At 72.0% G+C, this 20295-nt stretch carries 21 protein-coding genes and 1 pseudogene; 11 read left to right on the top strand and 11 right to left on the bottom strand.

What is annotated here, in order from left to right:
- Positions 1 to 63: 63 nt before the first annotated feature.
- The gene (locus ACZ7P3_RS11000; RefSeq protein ID WP_472080597.1) at positions 64 to 480 is read right to left on the bottom strand and encodes a DUF4395 domain-containing protein; all 417 of its coding nucleotides are present in this window, start codon (positions 478 to 480) and stop codon (positions 64 to 66) included.
- A 75-nt stretch (positions 481 to 555) separates the two neighbouring features.
- Here ACZ7P3_RS11000 and ACZ7P3_RS10995 point away from each other — a divergent pair, with 75 nt between their 5' ends.
- The 5 genes from ACZ7P3_RS10995 (at position 556) to ACZ7P3_RS10975 (ending at position 5426) form a co-directional block, all read left to right on the top strand.
- On the top strand, positions 556 to 969 hold the full coding sequence (locus tag ACZ7P3_RS10995) for a TlpA family protein disulfide reductase (protein ID WP_472081048.1): 414 nt from the start codon (positions 556 to 558) through the stop codon (positions 967 to 969).
- A 208-nt stretch (positions 970 to 1177) separates the two neighbouring features.
- Positions 1178 to 1687 carry a flavin reductase family protein gene (locus ACZ7P3_RS10990; RefSeq protein WP_472080596.1) on the top strand — a complete coding sequence of 170 codons (510 nt, stop codon included), beginning with the start codon at positions 1178 to 1180 and terminating at the stop codon, positions 1685 to 1687.
- Positions 1688 to 1905: 218 nt separating this feature from the next.
- A complete protein-coding gene (locus ACZ7P3_RS10985) occupies positions 1906 to 2700 on the top strand; it encodes an electron transfer flavoprotein subunit beta/FixA family protein (protein WP_472080595.1) in 795 nt (264 codons plus the stop codon).
- Between the two features lie 53 nt (positions 2701 to 2753).
- On the top strand, positions 2754 to 3716 hold the full coding sequence (locus tag ACZ7P3_RS10980; protein WP_472080594.1) for an electron transfer flavoprotein subunit alpha/FixB family protein: 963 nt from the start codon (positions 2754 to 2756) through the stop codon (positions 3714 to 3716).
- Between the two features lie 390 nt (positions 3717 to 4106).
- Complete coding sequence (locus ACZ7P3_RS10975; RefSeq protein WP_472080593.1) at positions 4107 to 5426, top strand: DUF6986 family protein; 1320 nt, start codon at positions 4107 to 4109, stop codon at positions 5424 to 5426.
- Positions 5427 to 5556: 130 nt separating this feature from the next.
- Here the strand turns inward: ACZ7P3_RS10975 and ACZ7P3_RS10970 are convergent, their stop codons facing one another.
- Positions 5557 to 6606 (bottom strand): LacI family DNA-binding transcriptional regulator, encoded by a 1050-nt coding sequence (locus ACZ7P3_RS10970; RefSeq protein ID WP_472080592.1) that lies wholly within the window; start codon positions 6604 to 6606, stop codon positions 5557 to 5559.
- Between the two features lie 210 nt (positions 6607 to 6816).
- On the opposite strand from ACZ7P3_RS10970, the gene ACZ7P3_RS10965 reads away from it, so the two are divergent.
- Complete coding sequence (locus tag ACZ7P3_RS10965) at positions 6817 to 7770, top strand: ROK family protein (RefSeq protein WP_472080591.1); 954 nt, start codon at positions 6817 to 6819, stop codon at positions 7768 to 7770.
- A gap of 79 nt (positions 7771 to 7849) precedes the next feature.
- Here the strand turns inward: ACZ7P3_RS10965 and ACZ7P3_RS10960 are convergent, their stop codons facing one another.
- Entirely contained in the window at positions 7850 to 9838 is a 1989-nt protein-coding gene (locus tag ACZ7P3_RS10960) for an NPCBM/NEW2 domain-containing protein (RefSeq protein WP_472080590.1), read from the bottom strand.
- A 253-nt stretch (positions 9839 to 10091) separates the two neighbouring features.
- Positions 10092 to 10445, bottom strand: coding sequence for a hypothetical protein (locus ACZ7P3_RS10955; RefSeq protein WP_472080589.1), 354 nt, complete (start codon positions 10443 to 10445; stop codon positions 10092 to 10094).
- Positions 10446 to 10658: 213 nt separating this feature from the next.
- Between ACZ7P3_RS10955 and ACZ7P3_RS10950 the strand changes: the two genes are divergently transcribed.
- Positions 10659 to 10850, top strand: a complete 192-nt coding sequence (locus tag ACZ7P3_RS10950) for a hypothetical protein (RefSeq protein WP_472080588.1) — start codon at positions 10659 to 10661, stop codon at positions 10848 to 10850.
- A gap of 134 nt (positions 10851 to 10984) precedes the next feature.
- Positions 10985 to 12040 (top strand): NUDIX hydrolase, encoded by a 1056-nt coding sequence (locus ACZ7P3_RS10945; protein ID WP_472080587.1) that lies wholly within the window; start codon positions 10985 to 10987, stop codon positions 12038 to 12040.
- A gap of 193 nt (positions 12041 to 12233) precedes the next feature.
- Here ACZ7P3_RS10945 and ACZ7P3_RS10940 read toward each other — a convergent pair whose 3' ends face one another.
- The 5 genes and pseudogenes from ACZ7P3_RS10940 to ACZ7P3_RS10920 all read right to left on the bottom strand — a co-directional run bounded on the left by ACZ7P3_RS10940 (position 12234) and on the right by ACZ7P3_RS10920 (position 15660).
- On the bottom strand, positions 12234 to 12596 hold the full coding sequence (locus tag ACZ7P3_RS10940) for a nitrile hydratase accessory protein (protein WP_472080586.1): 363 nt from the start codon (positions 12594 to 12596) through the stop codon (positions 12234 to 12236).
- A complete protein-coding gene (nthA, locus tag ACZ7P3_RS10935; protein WP_472080585.1) occupies positions 12593 to 13192 on the bottom strand; it encodes a nitrile hydratase subunit alpha in 600 nt (199 codons plus the stop codon). Before nthA ends, ACZ7P3_RS10940 begins: the two co-directional genes overlap by 4 nt.
- Positions 13189 to 13860, bottom strand: a complete 672-nt coding sequence (nthB, locus tag ACZ7P3_RS10930; RefSeq protein WP_472080584.1) for a nitrile hydratase subunit beta — start codon at positions 13858 to 13860, stop codon at positions 13189 to 13191. The genes nthA and nthB overlap by 4 nt, the downstream gene beginning before the upstream one ends.
- A gap of 96 nt (positions 13861 to 13956) precedes the next feature.
- Positions 13957 to 14262: pseudogene (locus tag ACZ7P3_RS10925) on the bottom strand (MBL fold metallo-hydrolase); the annotation flags it as partial.
- A gap of 42 nt (positions 14263 to 14304) precedes the next feature.
- On the bottom strand, positions 14305 to 15660 hold the full coding sequence (locus ACZ7P3_RS10920; protein ID WP_472080583.1) for a M20/M25/M40 family metallo-hydrolase: 1356 nt from the start codon (positions 15658 to 15660) through the stop codon (positions 14305 to 14307).
- Between the two features lie 132 nt (positions 15661 to 15792).
- Here ACZ7P3_RS10920 and ACZ7P3_RS10915 point away from each other — a divergent pair, with 132 nt between their 5' ends.
- The gene (locus ACZ7P3_RS10915; protein WP_472080582.1) at positions 15793 to 17034 is read left to right on the top strand and encodes a geranylgeranyl reductase family protein; all 1242 of its coding nucleotides are present in this window, start codon (positions 15793 to 15795) and stop codon (positions 17032 to 17034) included.
- Here the strand turns inward: ACZ7P3_RS10915 and ACZ7P3_RS10910 are convergent.
- Positions 17024 to 17479 carry a nitroreductase/quinone reductase family protein gene (locus ACZ7P3_RS10910; RefSeq protein ID WP_472080581.1) on the bottom strand — a complete coding sequence of 152 codons (456 nt, stop codon included), beginning with the start codon at positions 17477 to 17479 and terminating at the stop codon, positions 17024 to 17026. The genes ACZ7P3_RS10915 and ACZ7P3_RS10910 overlap by 11 nt on opposite strands.
- Positions 17480 to 17625: 146 nt before the next feature.
- Between ACZ7P3_RS10910 and ACZ7P3_RS10905 the strand changes: the two genes are divergently transcribed.
- Positions 17626 to 18348, top strand: coding sequence for a TetR/AcrR family transcriptional regulator (locus tag ACZ7P3_RS10905; RefSeq protein ID WP_472080580.1), 723 nt, complete (start codon positions 17626 to 17628; stop codon positions 18346 to 18348).
- A 33-nt stretch (positions 18349 to 18381) separates the two neighbouring features.
- Here ACZ7P3_RS10905 and ACZ7P3_RS10900 read toward each other — a convergent pair whose 3' ends face one another.
- Positions 18382 to 19419: a medium chain dehydrogenase/reductase family protein gene (locus ACZ7P3_RS10900; protein WP_472080579.1), complete on the bottom strand. Its 1038-nt coding sequence runs from the start codon at positions 19417 to 19419 to the stop codon at positions 18382 to 18384.
- A gap of 182 nt (positions 19420 to 19601) precedes the next feature.
- Between ACZ7P3_RS10900 and ACZ7P3_RS10895 the strand changes: the two genes are divergently transcribed.
- Positions 19602 to 20252 carry a TetR/AcrR family transcriptional regulator gene (locus ACZ7P3_RS10895; protein WP_472080578.1) on the top strand — a complete coding sequence of 217 codons (651 nt, stop codon included), beginning with the start codon at positions 19602 to 19604 and terminating at the stop codon, positions 20250 to 20252.
- Positions 20253 to 20295 lie beyond the last annotated feature (43 nt).

The following is a 20295-nucleotide window of genomic DNA, read 5'->3' as shown; positions in this document are numbered from 1 at the left end:
CTCGCGGCGGCGAGATCCTCGTCACGTCGGCCTAGTCCCCCACCTCGCTGCTTCAAGCCGCCTTTACTGCGCACGCACCGTGAGCCGCTTCAGGAGCAGGAACACCTCGCATCCCAGGCAGTATCCGAACGCGGCATTGAGGAAAGCGGCCGCGAGTGCCGCCCCGGTCGCCGCGAGTCCCAGCCAGGCCGGACCCAGCGTGAACCCGACGAGCCCGAGCGCGGCGAACACCAGCCCCACCGCCTGCGCGAACCGCGGCGGTTCGGGGGCCTCGAAGTCCGTCGGCGGCCCGAGCCGCGGCCGCACGAACCTCCGGAACAGCAGGCCGTAGGGTGAGCGGCCCACCCCGCCGGCCGCGCCCAGCGCGAACGCCAGGGTCTGCCAGGCCAGCACCCAGGCGCTCTGTGTGGTGAGGGCCGCCGCCAGCACGGCCGCCGTCACGGCCGCCGCGCAGCGCGGCCCCCTCGCGTCGATGTCCATGAAGGAAGCATTCCGCGGCGCAGGTTCCTTCGGGAGGCGGGAATCTTTGCAGTCTCATGAAAGCTTGTGCAGGTGATGACCGGACTGGTGGTGTGCGTTTCGGTGCTCGCCGTGGCGAGCGCCTTCGGAGTGCTGCACAAGCGGCGGAGCGGGAGCGTGCGCGTGCGCGGGCGGGACGAGGGCAAGCGGCTCGGGGCGGCCGAGCTGGGCGGCGAACTGGGGGAGCGGGCCACGCTGGTGCAGTTCTCCAGCGCCTTCTGCGCACCCTGCCGGGCCACCCGGCGCATCCTCGGCGAAGTGGCCCGGATGGTGCCCGGCGTGACCCACGTCGAGATCGACGCCGAGGACCGTCTGGAGCTCGTGCGCGAGCTGGAGATCCTCAAGACGCCCACCGTGCTGGTCCTCGACGCGGGCGGCCGGGTGGTGCGGCGCGCCACCGGACAGCCGCGCAAGGCCGATGTGATCGCGGCGCTGGGAGAGGCGGTGTGAGGACCTCCCGGGGCACGGTGAGCCATCTCCCAGATCCCGGAACGAACTTGACTGGGCACGCCACCTATCGTCAGCCTGACCGTATGCCGACCGAACTCCTTCTCTTCGCGCGGGTCCACGTCGATCTGGCCCGCACCGCGAGCGCGCGCTGTCCGGACTGTTGAGCAGCCACGGATCCGCTCGTCCCCCCTCGCAGAAGGACAATGGCATGACGGCCACGCCCGACCTCGGCACCTTCCAGCTCGCCTCTCCCGACCTGCTGCGCTCCGCCTTCCGCCGGCATGCCGCCGGTGTCGCGGTGATCACCGCGCGCGGCGCCGACGGCCCGGTCGGCTTCACCGCGACCTCCCTCACCTCGGTGTCCGCAACGCCCCCGCTCGTCTCCTTCGGCATCGGCACGGGCGCTTCCAGCTGGCCGGCCGTCGCCGGGACCGACCACGTCGGCATCCACATACTCGGCGAGCACCAGAGCGATCTGGCCGCCACCTTCGCCCGCAGCGGCGCCGACCGCTTCGGCGCGCCCACCGCCTGGTGGGAGGGCCCGGAAGGCGTACCCGTCCTGGACGGCGTGCAGGCCTGGCTCGTCTGCCGGATCGTCGGCCGCGTGCCGGCCGGCGACCACCGGATCGTGGTCGCCGAGCTGGTCCTCGGGGACTCCACGGGCGCCGGGCGCCCTCTCGTCTACCACCAGGGCCGCTTCAACGGCCTGCGGGATTGATCACGCCCCGCCCCGCCTGCGAAGCCGTCGAGTTCCGGTTACGCTGCGTTGCGAAGGTCACAGTTCAAAGCGCTTGCTTAGCGGGCATGAACTGGGTGTACTGACGAGTAATATTTCGGTCGGAGCGCGCCGACGCCCCGACCGGGATCGGCCGCTTGAGGCGCCTATGCTGCCTCCAAGAGGCAGCCCGGAAATGACGATGCAGTAGGAGAGCCGGCGTGAGCTTGAGGATCGTTGTCACTGTGAAGTACGTGCCCGACGCCACTGGCGACCGGCACTTCGCCGATGACCTGACCGTCGACCGCGACGACGTGGACGGTCTGCTCTCCGAGCTGGACGAGTACGCGGTCGAGCAGGCGCTGCAGATTTCGGAGAACTACGACGGTGACGGCGACGCCGAGGTCACCGTCCTGACCATCGGTCCCGAGGACGCCAAGGACGCGCTCCGCAAGGCCCTGTCCATGGGTGCCGACAAGGCCATCCACGTCGAGGACGACGACCTGCACGGCACCGACGCCATCGGCACCTCCCTGGTGCTGGCCAAGGCGATCGAGAAGGCCGGTTTTGACCTGGTCGTCTCCGGCATGGCCTCCACCGACGGCACCATGGGTGTCGTGCCGGCGCTGGTCGCCGAGCGCCTGGGCGTCCCGCAGGTCACCCTGCTGTCCGAGGTCTCCGTCGAGGACGGCACGGTCAAGGGCCGCCGCGACGGCGACGCCGCCTCGGAGCAGCTGGAGGCCCAGCTCCCGGCCGTCGTCTCCGTCACCGACCAGTCGGGCGAGGCGCGTTACCCGTCCTTCAAGGGCATCATGGCGGCCAAGAAGAAGCCGGTGGAGTCCTGGGACCTGTCCGACCTGGACATCGAGGCCGAGGAGGTCGGTCTCGACGGCGCTTTCACCAAGGTCGAGACCGTGACCGAGCGTCCGGCCCGCACGGCCGGCACCATCGTCAAGGACGAGGGCGAGGGCGGCAAGCAGCTCGCTGAGTTCCTCGCGAGCCAGAAGTTCATCTAAGGGCTCGCCCCCGCTGACCGCCCCTCAACTTCGTTACGCAGGAGAGCAATCCCATGGCTGAAGTCCTCGTCTACGTCGACCACGTGGACGGTGCCGTCCGCAAGCCCACCCTGGAGCTGCTGACGCTGGCCCGCCGCATCGGCGAGCCCGTAGCCGTCGCGCTGGGCAACGGCGCCGCCGACACCGCCGCCGCGCTCGCCGAGCACGGCGCGGTGAAGGTCCTCACCCACGACGCGTCCGAGTACGCCGACTACCTGGTCGTGCCGAAGGTGGACGCGCTGCAGGCCGCCTACGAGGCCGTCTCCCCGGCCGCCGTGCTGGTCCCGTCCTCCGCCGAGGGCAAGGAGATCGCCGCCCGCCTGGCGCTGCGCATCGGCTCCGGCGTCATCACCGACGCCGTCGACCTGGAGTCCGGCGACGAGGGCCCGGTGGCCACCCAGTCGGTGTTCGCCGCGTCCTTCACCACCAAGTCCCGGGTCATCAAGGGCACCCCGGTCATCACGGTCAAGCCGAACTCGGCCGCCGTCGAGGCCGCGCCGGCCGCCGGTGCGGTCGAGGCCCTGTCCGTCTCCTTCTCCGAGAAGGCCACCGGCACGAAGATCACCGGCCGTACGCCGCGTGAGTCGACCGGCCGCCCGGAGCTGACCGAGGCCGCGATCGTGGTCTCCGGCGGCCGCGGTGTGAACGGCGCGGAGAACTTCTCGATCATCGAGGCGCTCGCCGACTCGCTCGGCGCGGCCGTCGGCGCCTCGCGCGCCGCGGTGGACGCCGGCTGGTACCCGCACACCAACCAGGTCGGCCAGACCGGCAAGTCGGTCTCCCCGCAGCTGTACATCGCCAACGGCATCTCCGGCGCGATCCAGCACCGTGCCGGTATGCAGACCTCGAAGACGATCGTGGCCGTCAACAAGGACTCGGAGGCCCCGATCTTCGACCTGGTCGACTACGGCGTGGTCGGCGACCTCTTCGACGTCGTCCCGCAGCTGACCGAGGAGATCAAGACCCGCAAGGGTTGATCGCCGGCAGATCCGGACCGTACGAGGCCCCCGTGACCGCAGAGGTCACGGGGGCCTCGACTCGTCCCGGGCCGGGCCGGGCCGAGCCGCGCCTGGCTACTCGGCGTCGGTTCGGTAGCGGGGCTCCTTCGGTGGGAATGCCGGACGAGCACCGGATATACCGGAACAGTGTCGGAGACGCCGGACGCAGTCGGGGGAATCCGTATGGGGCGCGCCCATGGGGTGTCCTGACCGCGGAGGACGCGACCGGGGTGCATGGGCTGGGGCGTGAACATGGCGAGAGGGCGAGGTGGCAGCATGGGGAAGTGGTGTTGACCATCCCGATGGTCCCCGGATAACTTCATTCTACGGATTGTTGATTCCGCAGAGCGGAAAATCGGAGGGTGTGGGATGGGGCAGGGCCAGCAGGAGCAGGGCCGGCAGCAGAAGGTGGCGACGAGCCTCGCGGGCGCCGTCAGCGAGGAGATCAGCGCCTCCCTCGCGCCGGTCGACGCGGAGCTGGAGCGCCGCTACCCCGGCGACCCCGGCACCCGCCAGCCCGTGCACACCGTCTACGTCCCCGGTGACGTGTTCGCCGCCGACACCATCCGCAGCTGGGGCGACCAGGCCCTCGCGGCCCTCGACGAACACGCCCCGGACGCGGCCTCCTTCGCGGCCGTCCTCGGCCTCTCCGACGAGCTGGCCGAGCCCGTCCACTCCCGCGTCCGCGCCAAGCTGGAGCGCGAGCCCGTCGAAGACCTGCGCGTCGACTTCGAGGACGGCTACGGCCCCCGTCCCGACGCCGAGGAGGACGAGACGGCCGCCCGTGCCGCCCGTCTGATCGCCGAGGCCTACAAGAACGGCACGGCGGCCCCGTACATGGGCATCCGCATGAAGTGCATGGAGGCCGCGGTACGCGACCGGGGCATCCGCACCCTCGACGTCTTCCTCACCGGCCTCGTCGAGGCCGGCGGCCTGCCCGAGGGGCTGGTGCTGACGCTGCCCAAGGTGACGTACGCCGAGCAGGTCACCGCGTTCGCGCGCCTCCTGGAGGCCTTCGAGAAGGTCCACGGCCTGGAGGCCGGGCGCCTCGGCTTCGAGATCCAGATCGAGACCAGCCAGTCCATCCTCGCCACCGACGGCACCGCGACCGTCGCCCGCATGATCCAGGCCGCCGAGGGCCGTGCCACCGGACTGCACTACGGCACCTTCGACTACAGCGCCTGCCTCGGCGTCTCCGCCGCCTACCAGGCCAGCGACCACCCGGCCGCGGACCATGCCAAGGCCGTCATGCAGGTCGCCGCCGCGGGCACCGGGGTACGCGTCTCGGACGGCTCCACCAACGTCCTGCCCGTCGGCCCGACCGAGAAGGTCCACGACGCCTGGCGGCTGCACTACGGCCTGACCCGTCGCGCCCTCTCCCGCGCCTACTACCAGGGCTGGGACATGCACCCCGGCCACATCCCGACCCGCTACGCGGCCGTCTTCGCCTTCTACCGCGAGGGCTTCGAACAGGCGGCGGGCCGGCTCGCCCGGTACGCCAACCGGGCGGGCGGCGACGTCATGGACGAGCCCGCCACCGCCAAGGCGCTCAGCGGCTACCTGCTGCGCGGCCTGGACTGCGGCGCCCTCGACATCGCCGAGGTCGCCCGGTTCTCCGGCCTGACCCGCGCCGATCTGGAGGGCTTCGCCGCCCCCCGGCGCGGCGACCTGACGGCCTCGGCCAAGTAGCGGAGCCGTCGCCCCGGGCAGGACCTGACCCCGTCCGCCGGCTCGATGTGCGCGGTCCTCGATGTGCGCGGCTCGATGCGCACGGCCGCGCGACGCCCGGTTCGTCCGGGGCGCGGCCGGCCATGAAGGCTCAGCCGGCGGGCGGCAGTTCGCCGGAGCCGCGGGTGATCAGGCGGGTCGGCAGCTCGATGCGCTCCGGTGCGACGAGGCTGCCGTCGAGCTGGCGGAAGAGGCGCTCGGCGGCGGTCCGGCCGAGGGCGGCCGCGTCCTGGGCGACGACCGTGACACCCGGCCGGAGCAGATCGGCCAGCTCGATGTCGTCGAAGCCGACGAGGGCGACCGGGCGGGACTGCTCGGCCAGGACGCGGATCACGGTGACCGTCACCCGGTTGTTGCCCGTGAAGATCGCGGTGACGGGGGAGGGGCCCGCGAGCATCTCCTCGGCGGCCCGGCGCACCCGCACCGGATCCGTCTGGCCGAGGGACATCCACTGCTCCTCGACGGGTATCCCCGCGTCCTCCATGGCGGCCCGGTAGCCGCGCAGCCGCTCGGCCGCGGTGTGGATGCGGGGCATGTCGCCGATGAAGCCGATGCGGCGGTGGCCGTGCGCGATCAGATGGGCGACGCCGTCGCGGGCGCCGCCGTAGTTGTCGGACAGGACGACGTCGGCGTCGATCCGTCCGGCCGGGCGGTCCACGAACACGGTCGCCACGCCCGCCCTGATCTCCGGCTCCAGATAGCGGTGGTCGTCCCCGGCCGGGATCACCACGAGACCGTCCACCCGCCGTGCGCACAGCGCCAGCGCCAGCTCCTGCTCCCGCTCCGGGTCCTCGGCGCTGGAGCCGTTGATCAGCAAGGCGCCGTGGGCGCGGGCCACTTCCTCGACCGCGCGGCTCAGCGGGCCGTAGAAGGGGTCGGCGAGGTCCTCCAGGACCAGGCCGATGCTGGCGGTGCGGCCCTTGCGCAGGACGCGCGCACTGTCGTTGCGGCGGAAGCCGAGCGCGTCGATGGCCTCCTGGACGCGGCGCTCGGTGTCCGGGGTGACACCGGGTTCGCCGTTGACCACTCGGGAGACCGTCTTGAGACCGACACCGGCGCGCGCGGCCACGTCCTTCATCGTGGGACGGTTGCCGTAGCGGGTCCCGGCGAGGCGGTCTGCGCGGCGGGTGGTCTCGGGCACGATGCGCTGTCCTGTCCTGTCGTCCGACTTTTCCACGGGGGGTGCGTCGGTGCATGGATCCATATGAGGATGTGGCGTCGAGCATAGAGCCTGGACAACGTTGTCAGATGCGCGAGAGACTGTCCAGCGCTGTCTCCGGCCTGCGCCCCCACCGCTCGACCGGCCTGCTTTTTTCTTGTTCTCAAGGTTCAACGGGGAGATCTGACACTGATGCACACCGACCTCGTGGCGGCCCTGGACATCGGCGGCACCAAGATCGCCGGCGCGCTGGTGGACGGCCACGGACGGATCCAGGCGCGCGCCCAGCGCGCGACGCCCGCGCAGCACGACGGTGAAACGGTCATGCGGGCCGTCGAGGGGGTGCTCGGCGACCTCGCGGGCTCGCCCCTGTGGGGACGCGCCGGCTCGATAGGTATCGGCAGCGCGGGCCCGGTGGACGCCTCGGCGGGCACCGTCAGCCCCGTGAACGTTCCGGGCTGGCGGGACTTCCCGCTGGTCGAGCGGGTGCGCGCGGCCACCGGCGGCCTGCCGGTCGAGCTGATCGGCGACGGCGTGGCGATCACGGCGGCCGAGCACTGGCAGGGCGCCGCCCGCGGCCACGACAACGCGCTGTGCATGGTGGTCTCGACCGGTGTCGGCGGCGGCCTGGTCCTCAACGGGCAGCTGCACCCCGGCCCGACCGGGAACGCCGGGCACATCGGGCACATCAGCGTGGACCTCGACGGCGACCCGTGCCCGTGCGGCTCCCGCGGCTGTGTCGAGCGCATCGCCAGCGGCCCCAACATCGCCCGCCGCGCCCTGGAGCAGGGATGGCGGCCGGGTCCCGACGGTGACACCTCCGCCGCCGCGGTGGCCGCCGCGGCCAGGGAGGGCGATCCGGTCGCCGTGGCCTCCTTCGAGCGGGCGGCGCAGGCCCTGGCCGCGGGGATCGCGGCCACCGCGACCCTGGTGGAGATCGACATCGCGGTGATCGGCGGGGGCGTCGGCAAGGCAGGCGACATCCTCCTCACGCCCCTGCGCAAGGCGCTCGCCGACTACGCGACGCTGTCCTTCGTGCAGCGGCTGACGGTCACGCCCGCGCAGATGGGCACGGACGCGGGCCTGGTCGGCGCCGCCGCGGCCGCGCTGGCCCGGAGGCCGGACGCGACCGCCGCGGGGGTCTGAGCGACGCGCACACCCTCCATGTGCGTCACCCGTGCCTGCCGGCGGGCGCACGCGGGCGCCCGAACCTCTCAGAATCGTTTCAGCAACTGAGCCGGGCGTCCGCCCAGTCCGCGTGGTCCGAGTCGATGCCGTCGCCGCCGTCGGTGACGACGAGGCGGACCACCTGGGCGCCGCTGACGTCGGCGGTGAGCGGCTGGGCGGGCTGATCGTTGGTCAGCACACCGGTCGATGCGGCCTTGGTGCCGTCCGCCCAGATCTCGAAGGCGACGGTGCCCTTGGTGCCCTTCTCGTCGTCGACGCCGACATCGGCCGTGACCTTCTCACAGGCCTTGCCGGCGTAGAAGGAGACCTCGCTGTCCGCATGGACGCCGAGCCCCTTGGCGTACACCACGCCGCCCAGGCTGATCGGGTGGCCGTCGCCCGCGGCGCTCTCCCCGTTGCTGGTGTCGCGCTCGACGGGTCCCCAGCCGCCGGTCGCCGACAGCCACGGCAGATCGCTGAGGTACGACGTCCCGCCGGGCGGCGGCAGCACGACGGACGCGGTCAGCGGCAGGGTGGCGGTGACCCCTTCTCCGGTGGGCGAGCGGTAACTCGCCCTGAGCGAGAGGTCGTACGACCCCGTCGGTGTCCCGGACGGGGCGGTCACCGTCCAGCGGGTGCGCAGGGTGCCGCCCGTGGGGAGGGCCGCGGCCGTGGTTGCCGAAGCGGGCCGCAGGGTCCATCCGGCCGGACCGGTCAGCGACACGGACACCCGGCGTGCGGGCGTCCGGCCCAGGTCGGTGACGGTGCTGGTCAGCGTGGCCGGGGTGCCGGACTCCACCAGCGGGCTCCCGTCCAGGCCGAGTTCCACGGCGGGCGGTCGGGTGGCCCAGTCCGGGCCGGCCGAGACGCGCAGCAGGACCGTGCCGTGGGCCGGGACGGTCGCGGCGATGGTGCCCGCGGTGTTGTAGCTGCGGTGCTGCCACAGGTCGCGCAGGGTGTAGGCGGGGGCGTCGGGCAGGCCGACGGCACCGGCGGTGGTGGCGATGCGCCGGGGGGAGCCGGACTCGTTGAACAGGGCGAGCGCGCGACTGCCGTCCTTCATCTCCTTGGCGAGCACCCAGCGCCCGTCCGCGGCGGACACGACGGTGCCCTGCTTGCCCAGCGGGTCCTGGTCGACGGCGATGACCTCCTTGTTGTCCAGGATGTCGAAGGTCGCCGGGGAGGCCTTGCGCAGGTCGGTGCCGATGAGCAGCGGCGCGGCCATGACCGACCAGAGGGAGAAGTGCGAGCGGTACTCGGTGTCCGTCATCCCGCCGTTGCCGACCTCCAGCATGTCGGGGTCGTTCCAGTGGCCGGGGCCCGCGTAGGGGGCGAGCGGGAGGTTCTGCTTGAGGATCGACACCATCGAGCCCCAGCTGTCGCTGATGTCACCGGTGGTCCGCCACAGGTGGCCGTCGTCCGCCGCCCATTGCCAGGGCTTGTTCTCGCCCCATTCGCAGATGCTGTAGACGATGGGCCGGCCGGTCGCCTTCAGCGCGTCCCGCATGGTCCGGTAGCGCAGCTCGGCGTCGACGCCGAGGTTGTTGCAGTTGTCGTACTTGACGTAGTCCACACCCCAGTCGGCGAACTGCTGTGCGTCGCTGTACTCGTGGCCGAGCGCGCCCGGGAAGCCGGCGCTGTTGCAGGTCTTGATGCCGGCGCTGGTGTAGATGCCGAGCTTGAGGCCCTTGGCGTGCACATAGTCGGCGACCGCCTTGATGCCGTTCGGGAAGCGGGCGGGATCCGGCACCAGCTTGCCGTTCGCGTCCCGGTTCGGCAGGGCCCAGCAGTCGTCGAGGTTCACGTACTGGTAGCCGGCGTCCTTGAGGCCCTTGTTCACGAAGAGGTCCGCGATCCCCTTGACCATGGCCTCGTTGAAGTCGGCCCCGCAGTGTGTGGAGTTCCAGTTGTTGAAGCCCATGGGCGGGGTGAGGGCGAGGCCGTCGGCCAGGGACGGGGCGGCGACGGGGGCCTGGGCGGGGGCGGCGACGGCGGGGACCGCGAGGCCCGCCATGCACAGCAGCCCCGCGGTGAGCGCTCCGACCATTCTTCGGCGGGTTGTGCGGGTTGTGCGGGTGTGAGGGTGACGCATCGTTGACGTTCCTCCGACTCGCGAAAGGTGGGATGACGGCATGTACGCGTCATCGGTGCGCGTTTACGGTAGGACGTGTCGGACTCTGTTGGAAGAGGTGCGTCTGCATTGTTCGACGTGCCGTCACACCCCTTGGCGGCGCCGGACCTTGCGGGTGTCAAAGAGGCTGGGTGTTCGATTATGTTGATTCACCCGGCCTCCCGCGGTCTCAGCGGAACACGTGCACAACCTCGATCCGGCCGACGATCCGGGTGTTGAACTCGTCCAGCTCCTCGGCGGGAACCCACAGTTCGAGGATCGTCTCCCCGCCCGCCTGCCGGACGGGATAGCGGCCGAGGAACTCCGTGTCGACCTCGAAACGCGTCACGAAGCCGGCGCCGTCGTGCTTGACGTTCCAGTCCCGGGCGATCCTGATCGCGTAGTCCTCGTTGAGGACCGGGTAGAAGATCGGCTGCTCGGGCAGCCGTGGCGGCCATGCCCTGAAGTCCAGCTCCCGGACGAGGTCCAGCTCCACGGGGCCGGTGGGGCGCCAGAGGGTCGTCGTCGGGCGGGTGCTGGTCATGGCCGCCGTTCTCCTGTCCGTGGTCCGCCGGCTGTCCGCGGACCGGGAGACGGACGATACCGCCGCCGTGATCACCGCGACCACGGGGTTTCGCCCCGGCCGGTCGCGCGGCCCCGGGAACCGTCGGCCGCCCGCACCCGGGAACCGCCCGCCCGAACGGCCCGATCGCCGTGGTCCGCGTGACTCCTGGAGGGCTGGGCAGTTCAACACGGCATGAAGAAGCGCAGCATGCTCGCCCTCGCGACCCTCGCCACCGGATTCGTGGTGGCCGCCGTCACCCCGCCGCACCCCGCGGACCACGCCCAGCCCCGTGACCTCAACGCCGCCGGCAGGCTCGACGCCGTCGACCACCAGGGCGGTCAGGACACCCCGGCCCTGCACGAGAGGGCGTCCGGGCAGGAGTAGCCCGTGGCGCCGAGCGCCGGTGCCCCGCCCCAGGGGGCACCGGCGCTCTCGTGTGCGCACCCTCAACCGAATGTGGTTTCCGTGGCAGGGTGGAGCGGGCAAGCCACAGGGGGCCAACAGAAGAGGGGGAGTCCGTGACCGTCGTCTGGATCAACGGCGCGTTCGGTGCGGGGAAGACCACCACCGCACGGGAACTGATCGAGCTGATCCCGCACAGCACGCTCTTCGACCCCGAGGTCATCGGCGGAGCACTCACGCACCTGCTGCCGCCCAAGCGCCTCGCCGAGGTCGGCGACCTCCAGGACCTGCCGATCTGGCGCCGGCTCGTGATCGACACGGCCGCCGCGATGCTCGCCGAGCTGGGCGGGACCCTGGTGGTCCCCATGACCCTGCTGCGCCAGGAGTACCGCGACGAGATCTTCGGCGGTCTTGCCGCCCGCCGGATACCCGTACGACATCTGCTCCTCGCCCCGGCCGAAACGATACTGCGCGAGCGGATCGCCGAACGGGAGATACCGCCGGACCTGCCCGACGGGGAGATACGGGTACGGCAGTGGTCCCTCGACCACATCGAGCCCTACCGGGCCGCCCTCGCCTCCTGGCTCGCCGCCGACGCCCACCCGGTCGACACCAGCGCCCTGACCCCGCGCCAGAGCGCCGTCCGCATCGCCGACGCCGTCGGCAGCGGCTCCGTGGCGCTCTGCGCCATCGTGCAGACGCCCGAGCCCACCGCCGAGACCCTGGCGGCCGGGGTACTGCTCTTCGACGAGGACGACCGGGTGCTGCTCGTCGACCCCACCTACAAGCCCGGCTGGGAGTTCCCGGGCGGTGTGGTCGAGCGGGGTGAGGCTCCCGCCCGCGCCGGTATGCGCGAGGTCGCCGAGGAGACCGGCATACGGCTGCGGGAGGTGCCGCGGCTGCTCGTCGTGGACTGGGAGCGGCCCGCGCCGCCCGGCTACGGCGGACTGCGCCTGCTCTTCGACGGCGGCCGGCTGGACTCCGCCGAGGCGTCCCGGGTGGTGCTGCCGGGGCCGGAGCTGCGTGGCTGGCGTTTCGCCACCGAGCAGGAGGCGGCCGCGATGCTGCCACCGGTCCGCTACGAACGGCTGCGCTGGGCGCTGCGGGCCCGCGAGCGGGGGGCCGCCCTCTATCTGGAAGCCGGCGTCCCGGTCGCCGGCCAGGCCGCCTGACGGCCCCGCGGTTCCCCGCCGCGTCCGCGGGTCCGGCCGGGAACCGCACCGTTTACGTGGGGCCGGCGGGGGCCGCGTCGATTCCGTGAGCCGGTGGGGAGCACACCGTTTCCGTGGGGCCGGCGGGGAACCGCACCGTTCCCGGCGCGCGAGGGTACCGGGGCCGGGTCGGGGCCGTCGACGGCGCCGCGGATCAGTGCGCGGGTGGACGGTCGTGATCGTGACGGTGGTCGTGGCCCGCGGGCCGCTGCGCCAGCGTCTCGGCGCGTGCGGCGACCTCCTCCACGGACACCGTGCCCAGGCCGACGAGCACGTCCTCCAGAGCACCCAGCCAGAGCCGGTAGTAGTCGTAGGGCTCCTCCCGGGCCGGCGCGCTCTCCCACCCGGCGATCCGGGCGACCAGCGCTGCCTGGAACTGCGGCCAGGTGAACGTGCCCGCCTCGTAAAGACTGACGGCCATGCCGAAGGCACGGCTCTCCCACGGCTCGGCGAACACCAGCTCGCCGTTGGAACGGGGCGGCGCGGCCGGCCCCTCGATCTCCAGCGGCGCGCTCATGGGGCCCGCACCTTCGCCACGCCCACCATCGCGTCCCTCGTCACCAGCGCCACGAGCTCCTCCTCGGACAGCTGCCCGGTGCCGGCCGGACGCTCGGGCAGCACCAGCCAGCGCACCTCGCTGGTGGAGTCGCGGACGACGATCCGCACGTCCTCGGGGAGTTCGAGCCCCATCTCGGCCAGCACCGTACGCGGTTCCCTGACGATCCGCGCACGGTAGGCGGGGTCCTTGTACCAGCTCGGCGGCAGGCCGAGCACCGGCCACGGGTAGCACGAGCACAGCGTGCAGACCACTACGTTGTGGACGGTCGCGGTGTTCTCCACGACGACGATGTGCTCGCCCTGCTGCCCCGAGAAGCCCAGCTCCTTGATGGCGGCGGTGCCGTCCTGGAGCAGCCGCCGCCGGTACTCCGGGTCGGTCCACGCCCTGGCGACGACCTTGGCCCCGTTGAGCGGGCCCAGGCTGGTCTCGTAGGTGGTGATGATGCCGTCCATCACCTTCAGGTCGATCAGGCCCCGTTCGGTGAGCAGTTGCTCGAGCGCCTCGGTGCGCAGGGCCGGGGGAATCCTCTCGCCCCTTCCGCCGGTGGTGGTCATGAGGTCGTCTCCAGGTAGCACTCGTACAACTCCGCTGTGAGCGCGAAGGGTTCGGCGTCGGCGCCCCACAGCTCGTGCGAGTCGAACCGCACCGAGTAGACGTGCTGCGGGTTCTCGCCCAGGAAGTGCGCGTTGGTGTCCGGCAGCACCGCGGCGGGCTGGATGAGCTGGACGACACCCGCATGGCCCCGCACATACCCGGGAAGCCGCGTGTGCCCGGGGGGCGACATGTCCTTGGCGCGCACGCGCTGGCCGACGGCGAAGGCCGGCGGGGCGTCCACGGTGCGCAGTGAGCCCTCCGCGGCAGGTGTGTAATCGGGCAGGGCGGGCTGCGGGTACGGCGGTTCCCCGATGTGCTCACCGCGCAGGTTGCGGGCGCGGGCGTCGACCGCTCCCGGCGCCAGGACGGCGCTGTCGGTGAGCAGAAGCTCTCCGGCGTTGACCCAGCGCCCGTAGTAGCCGTCGTCCAGATAGGCGGCCCGGTCCAGGCGCTCCAGCGCGTGCCGGAAGGCGTCCGTGTTGACGCCGCCGCACGCGACGCGGCTGGAGAGAATCGCAAGCGCGAAGGCCTTGCCCTGCCAGGGCTCCTCGAAGACGGGCTCATCGCGCCTCGGCGGACGAACGCGACCCCACCCCCGTGTTCCCCCCATGTCGGCGATACCATCCATCGCATAATCTCTCAGGTGTGCGCAATGGCGGACATGGTCACTGAAATTGTAGTGAAGGGTGCTCTCGGCGTCGCGGCTTGCGGAGGGGCGCCCTGGTCAGCCGGCGCGAGGACGGCTGTCCGCCGCCTTCCGCAGTGCCGCCGAAGCCCTGCACGTCACCGGGCCGCCGTGCCCGAAACACGCCATGTCCGCGTCGAGGGACGCCAACCGGTGGAGAGAACCGAGGAGTTGCCGCCGGTCGAGGTTGAACACGCCCGGCCACACCGCCCCGTCGGCCGGTGAGGCCGTCACCGTGCCGCCCGTGAACAGCACCCCCTCGTCGGGGAGGAACAGGGCGATGCTGCCGTCGGTGTGCCCGGGGACGTGGACCACCCGCGCACCGCCGCCGAAGCCGAGCACATCAACCTGAGCGCGGGCGAGGGCCCTCTGCCGTGGCAGAAGGGTTCAGCCCGCCGCGTAGTTGCGCAGGAACAGCGCCTCGGCGACCGAGAGCCGCTCCAGCTCCTCGGGAGACACGCTCTCGTTGACCGCGTGGATCTGCGCCTCCGGCTCGCTCAGGCCGATCAGCAGGATCTCCGCCTGCGGGTAGAGACCGGCGAGGGTGTTGCACAGCGGGATGGAGCCGCCCTGGCCGGCGTACTGCATGCTCTCGCCCGGGTAGGCGACGGTCATCGCGTCGGCCATCGCCTGGTAGGCCGGGCTGGAGGTGTCGGCACGGAAGGCCTGGCCCTGGCCGATCTGCTCGGTCCGCACCCGGGCGCCCCACGGGGTGCGCGCCTCGACATGGGCCTGGAGCAGCTTGCTCGCCTCGGCCGCGTCCACGCCCGGCGGCACGCGCAGGCTGACCAGGGCGCGGGCGCTCGACTGCACCGACGGGGTCGCGCCCAGCACCGGCGGGCAGTCGATGCCGAGGACCGTCACCGCCGGGCGGGCCCAGATGCGGTCGGCCACCGAGCCGTCACCGATCAGCTCGACCCCGTCCAGCACCCTGGCGTCCTTGCGGAACTGCTCCTCGGTGTACTCCAGACCGTCCCACCGCGCGGTGGCGTCGAGGCCGTCGACCGTGGTCGAGCCGTCCTCGGCACGCAGCGAGTCCAGGACGCGGATCAGCGCGGCCAGTGCGTCCGGGGCGGCGCCGCCGAACTGGCCCGAGTGCAGGTTGCCGGCGAGGGTGTCCATCTGGATCCGGACCAGCGTCATGCCGCGCAGCGTGGTGGTCACGGTCGGCAGGCCCACGCGGAAGTTGCCCGCGTCGCCGATGACGATGGTGTCGGCCTTCAGCAGCTCCGGGTGCTGCTCGGCGTACCGCTCCAGGCCGCCGGTGCCCTGCTCCTCGGAGCCCTCGACGATGACCTTGACGTGGACGGGGACGCCGCCGTTCGCCTTCAGCGCGCGCAGCGCGAGCAGGTGCATGATCAGGCCGCCCTTGCAGTCGGCGGTGCCGCGGCCGTACCACCGGCCGTCCCGCTCGGTCAGCTCGAACGGCGGGGTGGCCCAGCCGGCCTCGTCGAGGGGCGGCTGCACGTCGTAGTGCGCGTAGAGGAGAACCGTTTTCGCACCCTCGGGACCCGGCAGCAGGCCGTACACCGACTGCGTGCCGTCCGGGGTGTCCAGCACGGCCACGTCCTGGAACCCCTCGGTGCGCAGCGCGTCGGCGACCCAGCGCGCGGCACCCTCGCTCTCGCTCTTGGGGAACTGCGCGAAGTCCGCCACCGACTTGAAGGCGACCAGTTCGGTCAGCTCCGCCTTCGCCCGGGGCATGAGGGAGGCGACGGTCTCGGCGACCGGATTCGACGGCATGGGCACGCTCCTCGTAGGTGCGACGTTGAACTGCTGAGATAGACCGATCCTCCCACAGCTGCCTGCGGCGACGGCCGCCGTAGGATGCGGGGGACAGGTGCGGCAACGGCTTGATCGGAGCAGTAGACCATCGTGAGCGGCGAGAACTCTTCGGCGGACGACGTGCAGCGGGTGTGGGACGTCGTCGTGGTGGGCGCGGGACCCGCAGGGGCATCGGCGGCCTACGCGGCGGCGGTCGCGGGGCGGCGCGTGCTGCTGCTGGAGAAATCCGAGCTGCCCCGCTACAAGACCTGCGGCGGCGGCATCATCGGCCCCTCGCGCGATGCGCTGCCGCCCGGCTTCGAACTGCCCTTCCGGGACCGTGTGCACGCGATCACCTTCTCGAACAACGGGCGCTTCACCCGCACCCGCCGTTCCCGCCAGATGCTGTTCGGGCTCATCAACCGGCCCGAGTTCGACCAGCAGCTGGTCGAGCACGCGCAGAAGGCAGGCGCCGAGCTGCGTACGGGCGTCGCGGTGCAGCGGGTCGAGCAGCACGGCTCCGCGGTCCCGGACCGGCGCACGGTCGCCGTGGTTCTGCAGGGCGGGGAGACGGTGCTGGCCCGCGCGGTCGTCGGCGCCGACGGGAGCGCGAGCCGGATAGGGGCGCACGTCGGGGTGAAGCTGGACCAGGTCGACCTCGGCCTGGAGGCGGAGATCCCGGTCCCGGACACGGTCGCCGAGGACTGGAAGGGCCGGGTCCTGATCGACTGGGGCCCCATGCCGGGCAGTTACGGCTGGGTCTTCCCGAAGGGCGACACGCTGACGGTCGGTGTCATCTCGGCGCGTGGCGAAGGTGCGGCCACCAAGCGCTACTTGGAGGACTTCATCGCCCGGCTGGGCCTGGCCGGGTTCGAACCGGCCATCTCCTCCGGGCATCTGACCCGATGCCGCGCCGACGACTCGCCGCTGTCCCGCGGCCGCGTGCTGGTCTGCGGGGACGCGGCCGGGCTGCTGGAGCCGTGGACCCGTGAGGGCATCTCCTTCGCGCTGCGCTCGGGCCGGCTGGCGGGCGAGTGGGCGGTCCGGATCGCCGAGGCGCACGACGCCGTCGACGCCCGGCGCCAGGCACTGAACTACGCGTTCGCGATCAAGGCGGGGCTCGGCGTCGAGATGAGTGTCGGCAAGCGCATGCTGGCCTTGTTCGAGCGCCGGCCCGGCATCTTCCACGCGGCCCTGACCGGCTTCCGTCCCGCCTGGCGGGCGTTCAAGGACATCACGCAGGGCTCGACGTCCCTGGGCGAGCTGATCCGCTCCCGCCCGATCGCCCAGCGTGCCCTGGCCGCGATGGACCGGGGGCCGGCCGCACCGGCGGAGGACGCCGTCAGTTCGTGACGGTGATCCGGAAGACCGGGTGGTCGGGGGCGATCGCGAGGATCTCCTCGTCGGAGGAGTCGGCCGTGACGCCGGCGAAGTACGGCTTGACCTGTCCGCCCCACCGCTCCAGATAGGTCCGCAGGATCGGGAGCTTCTCCCCGTCGGGAAGCTCCACCGCGGTGAACACACGCAGCTTCCTGCCCACCCGCAGCTCCCCGGCGCGCGCGGCCCGCATGTTGCGCACCCACTGGGAGTGGCCGCGCGCCGAGACGAGGTACTGCTCGCCCCCGCACGTGTGCGGGTTGACCGGCACGCGCTGCATCCTGCCGCTCGTGCGGCCGCGCACGGACAGCTCGGCGCTGCCCGCGAAGCTGATGCCATGCCTGCTGAGCCAGCCGACGATCCCGTTCACGCGCACGGTCATCGGGCTGCTCTTGACGTAGTACGGCGAAGACGACGACATGGTGACCCCCACTGTTCGGGAGAGCAGTGCTCTCGTTCGACTTCAGTGTGGGGGAGACGGGTGCTCCATGGCAAGAGCACTGCTCTCTTATTTAGGCGCCGCTCTCGTTTGTGTGCACCGCTCTGCCCGCGTGGCACACTGCTGGCATGAGGACCGCACAGGGTGCCCGCGCGCGGGCCAGGATCGAAGTCACCGCCGCCATCAAGGACGAGGCCCGCAGACAGCTCGCCGCGGAGGGTGCCGCCAAGCTGTCCCTGCGGGCCGTCGCCCGTGAACTGGGCATGGTCTCCTCCGCGCTCTACCGGTACTTCCCCAGCCGCGACGACCTGCTGACCGCGCTGATCATCGATGCCTACGACTCGCTCGGTGAGGCGGCGGAGGCGGCCCATGCCGAGGTGGCCGACGCTGAAGCGGTCGACGGTGAAGCGGCCGACGCGGGCTTCGTGCCGCGCTGGACGGCCGTGTGCGAGGCGGTGCGGGGCTGGGCGCTCGCCCATCCGCACGAGTACGCGCTGATCTACGGCTCGCCGGTGCCCGGCTACTCCGCCCCCCAGACCACCGTGCGGGCGGCCTCCCGCGTCGGCCTGCTCCTCATCGGCATCGTCCGCGACGCCCATCGGGGCCCCGGCCTCGCCGGCCCGCCCCTCCCCGCCGAACTGCGGCCCGAGGGCGAGCGCATGGTCGCGGAGTTCGCGCCCGACCTGCCTCCCGAGGCGGCGGTGGCGCTGGTGGCGGCCTGGGCCCAGCTGTTCGGGCTGGTCGGTTTCGAGCTCTTCGGGCAGTTCCACCGGGTCGTGGAGGACCGGGAGACGTTCTTCCGGCATGCGGCCGCCCGGCTCGCCCAGGGCGTGGGGCTCACCCGCCCCTGACGCCCGGGGGCCGGGCACCGCTCCCGGCCGCACCTACGCCTCGGGAACCAGGACGACCTTCCCGGCCACCGTGCCGGACTCGGCCAGCCGCATCGCCTGCGCGACCTCGCTGAGCGGCAGCCGGGCGGCGATCCGCGCGGTGACCTCGCCGCGCTCCAGGGCATGGAAGACCTGGGTGAGGTCGGTGCGCAGCCGGGTCCGGAAGCGGTCCTTGTTCAGGGCGCGTCCCGCCCAGACGTTGAAGAAGTACGCGTGCCGGCCGTTGGGCAGCGCGTTCCACCACCACACCCGGCCGAGGATCTTCAGGACGGGCCACTGTTTGGAGCCCGAGTCGTCCCGGGTGGTGGCGCTGCCGTAGGAGACGAGGGTCCCGCCGGGGGCGAGCAGGTGCCAGGAGTCGGTGACACTGCGCCCGCCGAGGTGGTCGAAGACGGCGTCGACCCCGCCGGGGGTGAGTTCCCGGACCCGGGCCGGGACGTTCTCGGTGCGGTAGTCGACGGGGATGGCGCCCAGGTCGCGCAGGGCCTCGTGGTGACGCGCGGACGCCGTGCCGATCACCTTCAGGCCCGCCGCACGCGCGAGCTGGACCAGAACCGTGCCCACGCCGCCGTTGGCGCCGTGCACCAGGATCGTCCCGCCGCTGCGCACTCGCGCCGTGCGGTGCAGCATCTGCCAGGCGGTGATCCCGTTGACCACCAGAGTCTCCGCCTCGGCGGCGCCTATCCCGGCCGGCACCTCCACCGCATCGGCCGCGCAGAGCACCACATGGCTGGCCCAGCCGCCGACCTTGACCAGCGCCGCCACTCGCCTGCCGACGAGTTCGGGAGCGACGCCCGCGCCGGCCGTGAGGACCGTTCCGACCAGGTCGTAGCCCGGCACGAACGGGAACGGCGGCTGGTCGTAGTAGCGGCCCCGGCGCATCTGCTGCTCGGCGAAGGACACCCCGGTGGCCTCCATCCGTACCACGATCTGTCCGGCGCCCGGCTGCGGGATCTCCCGGTGCCGCAGCTGCAGCTCCTCCGGCTCGACCGTGCCCGGCAGGACGACCTCGACGAGTTCCTTGCTTTCCATGACGACCTCCAGGTCGGAGAGAGGTGCTGGTGCACCGGGTGGATAGAGCACTTCGCTTGCGTTAGAAGCTATAACTAAAATGATGGTGATTGCCTTTGGTGTCAAGCTCTCGCGAGGAGTTCTGTTACGCCCTCTCTTGGTGGTGATAGCTTGAAACTCCGATGGCGAGGAGCGTGAGGACGATGACGGCAGGCGCAGCGAGTCCCCGGGAGCGGTACCGCAGTCAGGTGCGGGCGGAGATCAAGGCGAAGGCCTGGGGGCAGATCGCCACCGCGGGTGCGTCGGGGCTGTCCCTCAACGCCATCGCCAAGGAACTGGGCATGAGCGGACCGGCGCTCTACCGGTACTTCGGCGGCCGGGACGACCTGATCACCGAGCTGGTACGGGACGCCTACCGCAGCCTGGCGGACACCTTCCGTGCCGCGGCCGGCACCGGCGCGGACCTGCCCGCACTGGCCCGGGCGCTGCGCGGCTGGGCGCTGGAGGATCCCCAGCGCTACTTCCTCGTCTACGGCACCCCGGTGCCCGGCTACCGGGCGCCGGACGACATCACCGCGATCGCCCAGGAGATCATGGCCGCCCTGCTCGACGTCTGTGCGGCCCAGGAGCCCGGCTCCGCCTCGCCCGACGCACTCGAGGCCCACCTCGCCGACCACCGCCGATGGGCCGGCGACCACCCCGCCCCGCCGTCCGCGCTGCGCCGGGCCCTGACCTTCTGGACCCGGCTGCACGGACTCCTCTCGCTGGAACTCGCCGGTCACTTCACGGGCATGGGCTTCGACCCGGAGCTGTTCTTCACCGCCGAGGTGGAGGGACTGGCGCACGGGCGCTGAGCGCACGGGCCCGCGTACTCCCCGGGGAGTATCCGTGATCACC

It is taken from the genome of Streptomyces sp. NPDC107581 (assembly GCF_055657175.1).
Note: the sequence above shows the minus strand (reverse complement) of the source record. Positions and strands in the feature narration are given on the sequence as shown.

Coding starts and splice junctions, on each gene's coding strand:
- ACZ7P3_RS11000 (WP_472080597.1), bottom strand. CDS start 480: ATGGACATCGACGCGAGGGGGCCGCGCTGCGCGGCGGCCGTGACGGCG.
- ACZ7P3_RS10995 (WP_472081048.1), top strand. CDS start 556: ATGACCGGACTGGTGGTGTGCGTTTCGGTGCTCGCCGTGGCGAGCGCC.
- ACZ7P3_RS10990 (WP_472080596.1), top strand. CDS start 1,178: ATGACGGCCACGCCCGACCTCGGCACCTTCCAGCTCGCCTCTCCCGAC.
- ACZ7P3_RS10980 (WP_472080594.1), top strand. CDS start 2,754: ATGGCTGAAGTCCTCGTCTACGTCGACCACGTGGACGGTGCCGTCCGC.
- ACZ7P3_RS10975 (WP_472080593.1), top strand. CDS start 4,107: ATGGGGCAGGGCCAGCAGGAGCAGGGCCGGCAGCAGAAGGTGGCGACG.
- ACZ7P3_RS10965 (WP_472080591.1), top strand. CDS start 6,817: ATGCACACCGACCTCGTGGCGGCCCTGGACATCGGCGGCACCAAGATC.
- ACZ7P3_RS10960 (WP_472080590.1), bottom strand. CDS start 9,838: ATGGTCGGAGCGCTCACCGCGGGGCTGCTGTGCATGGCGGGCCTCGCG.
- ACZ7P3_RS10955 (WP_472080589.1), bottom strand. CDS start 10,445: ATGACCAGCACCCGCCCGACGACGACCCTCTGGCGCCCCACCGGCCCC.
- ACZ7P3_RS10950 (WP_472080588.1), top strand. CDS start 10,659: ATGAAGAAGCGCAGCATGCTCGCCCTCGCGACCCTCGCCACCGGATTC.
- ACZ7P3_RS10940 (WP_472080586.1), bottom strand. CDS start 12,596: ATGAGCGCGCCGCTGGAGATCGAGGGGCCGGCCGCGCCGCCCCGTTCC.
- nthA (WP_472080585.1), bottom strand. CDS start 13,192: ATGACCACCACCGGCGGAAGGGGCGAGAGGATTCCCCCGGCCCTGCGC.
- nthB (WP_472080584.1), bottom strand. CDS start 13,860: ATGGATGGTATCGCCGACATGGGGGGAACACGGGGGTGGGGTCGCGTT.
- ACZ7P3_RS10920 (WP_472080583.1), bottom strand. CDS start 15,660: ATGCCGTCGAATCCGGTCGCCGAGACCGTCGCCTCCCTCATGCCCCGG.
- ACZ7P3_RS10910 (WP_472080581.1), bottom strand. CDS start 17,479: ATGTCGTCGTCTTCGCCGTACTACGTCAAGAGCAGCCCGATGACCGTG.
- ACZ7P3_RS10905 (WP_472080580.1), top strand. CDS start 17,626: ATGAGGACCGCACAGGGTGCCCGCGCGCGGGCCAGGATCGAAGTCACC.
- ACZ7P3_RS10900 (WP_472080579.1), bottom strand. CDS start 19,419: ATGGAAAGCAAGGAACTCGTCGAGGTCGTCCTGCCGGGCACGGTCGAG.
- ACZ7P3_RS10895 (WP_472080578.1), top strand. CDS start 19,602: ATGACGGCAGGCGCAGCGAGTCCCCGGGAGCGGTACCGCAGTCAGGTG.